Consider the following 6,631-nt stretch of genomic DNA (forward strand, 5'->3'; position numbering starts at 1 on the left):
CCCTACGCTCCGAACCCTCCCAGAGCGTCTCGCTCAGCCGCCTCTACTTCCTGTAACCCGCCCCCACTGCTGAGGACCTGCCGATGACCACCCCCGCCTCGCTCGGTTACTCGATGCCCGCCGAATGGGCCCCGCACGAGCGCACCTGGATGGCCTTCCCGACCGACAACCAGACCTTCGACAGCCCCGAGCACCTGCACGCCGCCCGGCTGGCCTGGGCGCAGGTCGCCAACACGATCGTGCGCTACGAGCCGGTCACGCTGGTCGTCAACGTCGGCGAGACCAAGGCCGCCCGGGAGTACCTGAGCGAGGAGGTCGAGATCGTCGAACGCCCGCTGGACGACGCCTGGATGCGCGACATCGGCCCCACCTTCCTGACCGACGGCCGGGGTTCGCTCGCCGCCGCCGACTGGATCTTCAACGGCTGGGGCGCGCAGTCCTGGGCCTCCTGGGAGCACGACCAGCACATCGCCGAGCAGATCAGCGAGTTGACCGGCGTGCGGCGCTTCGCCTCGCGGCTGATCAACGAGGGCGGCGGCATCCACGTGGACGGCGAGGGCACGGTGCTGGTCACCGAGACCGTCCAGCTCGGCGAGGGACGCAACGCGGACTGGACCAAGGAGGAGGTGGAGGCCGAACTGCACGCCCACCTCGGCACCACCAAGGCGATCTGGCTGCCGCGCGGACTCACCCGCGACTACGACGAGTTCGGCACCCGCGGGCACATCGACATCGTGGCCTCCTTCGTCCGCCCGGGCGTGGTGCTCGCCCACGTCCAGCCCGACCCGGCCCACCCCGACCACGAGGTCTGCCAGGAGCTGGTGGCGATCCTGCGCTCCGCCACCGACGCCCGCGGCCGCCGCCTGGAGGTCATCGAACTCCCCGCCCCCACCGTCCTGGAGGACGAGGACGGCGAGCCGGTCGACTACTCCTACATCAACCACTACGTCGCCAACGGCGCCGTGATCCTCTGCGCCTTCGACGACCCCCGCGACCAGGAGGCCGCCGCCGTCCTGGCCGAGGCCTTCCCCGACCGCACGATCGAACTCGTCGACGCCCGCGAGATCTTCGCCAACGGCGGCGGCATCCACTGCATCACCCAGCAGCAGCCGAAGGCGTGAGCCACCCCGGGTGACCCCGGGACCCACGCCCCCGCCGGGCCGCCCCGCCGGGCGGCCCGGTCACTTCCGCCAGAAGAGGTGGTGCGTCACGCCGCTGGGGCTGGGCACCACCTCCAGGTGGAACCGGTCGAGCAACTCGTCGGGGGACTCCCACAGCCGCAGGCCCTTGCCGAGCTCGACCGGCGAGACCACCACGTGCAGGGTGTCGACGAGGTCCGCGTCGAGGAACTCCCGAATGGTGCTGACCCCGCCACCGAGCCGGACGTCCTGGCCCTGCGCCGCCTCCCGGGCCCGTGCCAGCACGGTGGCCGGGTCGCCCTCGACGAAGTGGAACGTGGTGTCGCAGAGCGTGAAGGACGGGCGCGCGTGGTGGGTCATGACGAACACCGGGGTCCGGAACGGCGGCTCCTCCCCCCACCACCCGCGCCACTCGTGATCGCGCCAGGGCCCGCGCTGGGGGCCGAACTTGTTGCGGCCCATGATCTCGGCGCCGATGTTGCGGGCGAAGTCACGGGTGAAGTGGTCGTCGAGCCCCCGGCTCCCCCCGGGGTCGGTGCGCATCGGCCAGCTCGCCGTCGCCCCGGCCCAGGCGAACAGCCGCTCGGGACGGTCGAGACCGAACGGCCGCTCGAGACTCTGATCCTCGCCGGCGGCGACGCCGTCACTCGAGACGTTGAAGTTCTGGACCCTCAGAAGTTGAACCACGCGTTCCTCCGGTGCTGTCGGACGACGACGGTCGGACTGGTGCGAGCACCATCCCACCCGCCACCGACATCGCCGGTTCCCCCCGCGCTTCCTGCGGCAGAGCCTACGATCCCGGTGTGACCGAACCCTCGCAGTACGAGCTCGAAGCGTGGCGTGACATCCGGCGTTTCCGGGGCCGCCCCCTGTCACGGAAGATGGGCGAGGCCGGTGAGCAACTGGCCGTCGGCGCAGCGAACCTCGGCAGGCGCGCGGCCAGGCGACTGGAGAACCACCCGCGGGCCCACTCCGCCCTGACGCGCGGAGGGGACATCGTCGCCAAGGGCGCCCAGAAGGCGGGCACCGCCGCGCGCGGGGCCACCGAGGCGCTGCCCGACTGGAGCAGCGCGGTCGTCCAGTCCACCCGGCAGACCGTGGGGCGGCTGTCGCGAGCGGGGCTGACCCCCGCACGCGTGGTGAAGCGCCATCAGAAGCACGGCCACGACGTGACGTCGCTGGCCGACCTGCGCCGGCTGGACCTGGAGCAGATCGACACAGCCCGGGGCCGCGCGGTCAGTTGGTACTACCCGGCCGTCGCGGCACTGTCGGGAGCGACGGCGGGGCTGGTGATCTCGGGTGGCGGGCTGGCCGTCGCCGCCTCCGCGGGGGCGGCGGCAGCACCCTCGGGAGGCGTGATCGTGGGCGCCCTCGCGGGCGACGCCGCGGTCGTCCTCGCACTGGCGTCCCGGGTGGTCGGCCATGTGTCGCTGTTCTACGGCTACGACCCCGAATCGCCCGCCGAGAAGCTCTTCGTGATGTCCGTGGTCAACGCCGGCACGGCGGTGTCGGCCTCCGCCAAGACCGCCGCGATGAGCGACATATCCCGGCTCACCCAGGCCCTGGTGCGCGGCAAGGGGTGGGACGTCCTGGGCGAGTCCGTGGTCACCAGGGTCTCCCAGCAGTTCGCCAGGGCCTTCGGCATTCGCCTCACCAAGAAGGGCCTGGGCAAGGTCGTCCCCGGAGTCGGGATCCTCGTGGGCAGCACCCTCAACTGGTCCACGCTGGAGCGGATCGTCGACACCGCCGACCTGGCCTACCGGCGCCGCTTCCTCATCGAGAAGTACCCGCGCCTGGGCGACGAGGAAGCGAGCGGTTCGTTCCTCGACGCCGACGAGGAGGCCGACGAGGAGGCCGTGGACTCCGCCGACGAGCCGATCAGCGTCCTCGCCGAACTCGCCAGGGCGGGCGGCCCCGACCTCCCCTGATCCGGCGACGGAGTGTGCGGCGGACGTGGCGCGGAAGTCGGCCGGCCCGACGTCGGCCGGTCCGACGTCCGCCGGCCCTCTCGCCCGCGGGCCGGGCCCGGAGGCGGGTGACCGCCCGACGGGTCCGGCCGCCGGGGCTCAACTGACCGGGCGTTCCCAGGTGGCGCGCCAGGTGGCGGGGCCGACGATGCCGTCGGCGGTGAGGGGCCAGCCGTTGCTGGTGGAGTCCTGTTGGAACTGCACGCAGGTGTCGTGGCTCTGCTGGCCGTACCAGCCGTCGACGCCGATCGGCCAGCCGCGGTCCGCCATCCGCTGCTGCCAGGTGCGGACGTTGTCGTCGTGCAGGAGGGGGTCCTGGAGGCTCAGGTACTCCTGCGGCCAGGCAGGGGCGGTGGGACCCGGGGGTGCACCGCCACCGCTGCGGCCACCGCCGGAACCGGGGCCCGGACCGGAGCCGGAGCCGCCCGGGCGGGGGGCGCCGGCCTGGACCCAGGCGTAGAGCGGGGTGCCCGGGCAGTCGGTGGCGTAGCCGTCCCGGTGGCCCTTGATCTCCTGGCCGGCGCCGCCGAGTTGGCGCAGCCACTCGATCGCGTCGCGCAGGCCGCCGAGCATCGCGTCGGTCGGCTGGGTGAGACCGGAGTCGCCGACCATGCCGCAGACCGCGTAGTGCGCGAGGTTGAGCGGCTGGTTCCCGTTGGCGCCGGTCTCGTGGTGCAGGCCGCGGCCCTCGAAGACGTCACCGTGCGGGCAGACCACGGCGTTGTAGGCGATGTCGATCCAGTTCTGGACGGGGTCGGCCAGGTGCGCGGCCTGGATGGCGCGCACCCGCCCGGCACACCGCTCGTGGTGGTCCGGCAGGTCGGAGGGCACCTCGGTGCCCTCGTAGTGGATCTTCACTCCCTGCGTCGTGTCGACGAAGCGCCAGGCGCTCTTGGGTGGTTGGGCGCCCCATTGGGCGCGGGTGACCAGCAGCATCGGCCGTCCTCTCGATGCGGGTTCTGCCAATCAGGCTACTGATCGCAGGCGCACGACTGTCGCTTTCTGCCCATCTGTCGCTCCAATGGGTGATCAAGAATATGAACGTACTACCAGCTCATCAGGTCACTACCTGGCGGACCGCGCGGACCGGACCGCCCCGGGTCCAGCCGTACAGTGAGAGGCGATCATCCTCTCCCCCTCCCCCAGCACTCCAGGAGCCGCAGCATGGCGCAGGAGGTCCGACCCCGGCGACCGGCGCGGCCGCGGGAGGAGGTGCTGGCGGCGGCGATGGCCGCGATCGCCGAGCACGGGCTGGCCAGGCTGACCATGGCCGGGCTCGGCAAGCAGCTGCAGATGAGCGCCGGGCACCTGCTCTACTACTTCGGCAGCAAGGACCAGCTGCTACTGGAGACGCTGCGCTGGAGCGAGGAGCAGCTCGGCGTGCGCCGCCGGGCCGTGCTCGCCGCCACCGGCCTGACCGCGTGGGAACGGTTCGCCGCGTACGCCGACCTCTACCTGCCGGACGGGCCCGGCGACCCGCGCTGGATCCTCTGGGTCGAGGTGTGGGGCCGCTCGCCGGCCAGTGCGGAGATCCGGCAGGGGCAGCTGGAGATCGAGGCGCCCTGGCAGGCCGACCTGGAGGCGCTGATCCGCGACGGCGCGGCCGAGGGCACCTTCGCACCCGGACCGGCCGGCGAGCGCGCGGTGCAGGTGCGGGCCGTGCTGGACGGTTTCTCGGTCCCGCTGGCGATCGGCCTGCCGCAGGTCCGGCGCACGGAGACGCTGGCCCGGGTCACCGCGGTGGCCACCGCCCTGCTCGGCACCCCGGCCCACCCGGCCGGCTGACGGGACCCACGAGCCGGCAGCGAGGGGCCGGGCTTTCACCGTGGGGGCGGAGCCGGTACATTTTGAACATGTTCAAAATGATGACCGGGGGGCCGTCCCATGTCCGTCGCACCACGTCCACGTCGCATCGGGGCATGGCCGCACGCCGACCGCACCCGGGCCCGCCTGCTCGTGGCGCTGGCCGGGGCGACCTGGTTGCCGTGGGTCTGGAAGTACCTCTGGGCGGACCCCGCCTATGACCCGGTGCTGTCCCTCCTGCTCATCGGGGTGACGCTGCTGCCACTGGCGGTACGGGGGCAGCTGGGCTTCCGCCGCACGTGCTGGACCGTCGCGGGCCTGATGGTCTTCGCCGCACTGGCGACCGGTCCGTACGCGATCATCATGCTGCCACTGGGCGCCGTCCTCTGTCCGGCCGCCGTCCTGCTGCTGATCGCCGCCCGGGAGAGCGTGGGCCGCACCGCCGCCGTCGTCGGGGTGCTGGCGGCACTGCCGTCCCTGCTGCTCACCATCGCCAGGTTCTCCACGTCGGGCCCCGGGTGAGATCGGATCAGTCGCTCCAGAGGGCGACGGCGGTGCGGTCGTCCGCGTAGCCCTTGGCCCGCACCTGGACCTGGCGCAGGAAGTCGACCGTGCCCGGCGGGTGCGGGTGCGACCAGTGGGTGGCCAGGAAGTGCGCGACGGCCGGTTCCTCGGCGATCGGCTCGGCCAGGCCCGGCGAGCAGAGCAGCAGGATGTCGCCCGGGGTGGCCGGAACCAGCCGGAAGCGGAACGGCCGCGGCTCGGGCACCGGCGCGGGACCGTCCGGGTGGTGCAGCAGCCGGGCCGCGTAGGCGTCGATCCAGTGCCCGGCGCGCAGCAGGTAGAGGCCGCCCGGACCGAGGCCGAAGACCGCCCGGTGGGTGGCCTGCGGGTCGAGCGAGACGAGCAGGCAGTGCAGCGACCCGGCGTCCGGGGCGAGCGTGCGCAGGCCGGCGGCGGCCCGGGCGGTCAGCCGCTGGAGCCCGTAGCGGAGCCGGTCGCGGGCGCCCGAGCGCAGGTCGGCGGCGAGCTCGGCGCGGCTGCGGCCGATCGCCTCGGCCAGGTGCGCGGCGGCCTGCCGCAGCGTGTCCGAGAACGGGACCTCGCCCGTGGGGACGTCGGTGAGGGTGGCGTCGTGGCCGTCCGCGAGCGTGGCGTCATGGCCGTCCGCCGGGCTCGTACGCGGGTCGCTCCGCGGGTCGGTCCTGGGGTCGACGCGCGGATCGGCCACCGGGCGGGCCCGGCTGCCGAGGACGGCGAGCAGCAGCCCGTCCGGGGCCTCGCCGAACCGGGTGACGAGCAGCGCGTCGCCCCGGGGCTCGCCGCGGTAGCGGGCGGAGTCGCCGCGGATCGAGGCGGCACGCAGGGTGAAGCCGGGGTACTGGGCGCCGTCGAGGGCGGTGTCCGGGACCACCGCCGTCATCCGCTCGGGCGCGCCGGCGGGCAGCGCGGTGGGCTCCGGACCGTAGACCGGCGGCCGGCTCCCGACGTGCGGGGTGGGGGCGGGGGTGCGCGCCGCCTTGGTGAACACCGGCCGCGGAGGCTCGGGGGCGACGGGGTCGGGGGCGGGCGCGGGGGCCGGGGGGACCGCGGGAGCCGGAGCGACCGCGGCAGCCGGAGGAACCGGAGCGGGGGCGGGCGCGGGGGGCGGCGCGGGAGCGGGCGCGGGCGCCCGGGTGCGGCGGCTGGCCCGCAACTACGCGGACGCCTGGCGCGAGCCGG

At 73.9% G+C, this 6,631-nt stretch carries 7 protein-coding genes; 4 read left to right on the forward strand and 3 right to left on the reverse strand.

The window, feature by feature from the left end; all coding sequences use genetic code 11:
- Positions 1-83: 83 nt before the first annotated feature.
- Positions 84-1,121, forward strand: a complete 1,038-nt coding sequence (locus tag ABD323_RS38660) for an agmatine deiminase family protein (protein ID WP_344446791.1) — start codon at positions 84-86, stop codon at positions 1,119-1,121.
- A gap of 60 nt (positions 1,122-1,181) precedes the next feature.
- On the opposite strand, the gene ABD323_RS38665 is transcribed toward ABD323_RS38660, so the two are convergent.
- Positions 1,182-1,826 carry a dihydrofolate reductase family protein gene (locus tag ABD323_RS38665; RefSeq protein ID WP_344446792.1) on the reverse strand — a complete coding sequence of 215 codons (645 nt, stop codon included), beginning with the start codon at positions 1,824-1,826 and terminating at the stop codon, positions 1,182-1,184.
- Positions 1,827-1,942: 116 nt separating this feature from the next.
- Here ABD323_RS38665 and ABD323_RS38670 point away from each other — a divergent pair, with 116 nt between their 5' ends.
- Positions 1,943-3,067, forward strand: a complete 1,125-nt coding sequence (locus ABD323_RS38670) for an EcsC family protein (protein WP_344446793.1) — start codon at positions 1,943-1,945, stop codon at positions 3,065-3,067.
- Positions 3,068-3,205: 138 nt separating this feature from the next.
- On the opposite strand, the gene ABD323_RS38675 is transcribed toward ABD323_RS38670, so the two are convergent.
- The gene (locus tag ABD323_RS38675; RefSeq protein ID WP_344446794.1) at positions 3,206-4,042 is read right to left on the reverse strand and encodes a peptidoglycan recognition protein family protein; all 837 of its coding nucleotides are present in this window, start codon (positions 4,040-4,042) and stop codon (positions 3,206-3,208) included.
- 228 nt (positions 4,043-4,270) lie between these two features.
- Between ABD323_RS38675 and ABD323_RS38680 the strand changes: the two genes are divergently transcribed.
- Positions 4,271-4,891: a TetR family transcriptional regulator C-terminal domain-containing protein gene (locus tag ABD323_RS38680; RefSeq protein ID WP_344446795.1), complete on the forward strand. Its 621-nt coding sequence runs from the start codon at positions 4,271-4,273 to the stop codon at positions 4,889-4,891.
- Between the two features lie 99 nt (positions 4,892-4,990).
- Positions 4,991-5,431 carry a hypothetical protein gene (locus ABD323_RS38685; RefSeq protein WP_344446796.1) on the forward strand — a complete coding sequence of 147 codons (441 nt, stop codon included), beginning with the start codon at positions 4,991-4,993 and terminating at the stop codon, positions 5,429-5,431.
- A gap of 7 nt (positions 5,432-5,438) precedes the next feature.
- Here the strand turns inward: ABD323_RS38685 and ABD323_RS38690 are convergent, their stop codons facing one another.
- Positions 5,439-6,440, reverse strand: coding sequence for a protein phosphatase 2C domain-containing protein (locus tag ABD323_RS38690; protein WP_344446797.1), 1,002 nt, complete (start codon positions 6,438-6,440; stop codon positions 5,439-5,441).
- Between the last annotated feature and the right edge of the window lie 191 nt (positions 6,441-6,631).

Source organism: Kitasatospora nipponensis, from assembly GCF_039528135.1.
Lineage (GTDB): Bacteria > Actinomycetota > Actinomycetes > Streptomycetales > Streptomycetaceae > Kitasatospora > Kitasatospora nipponensis.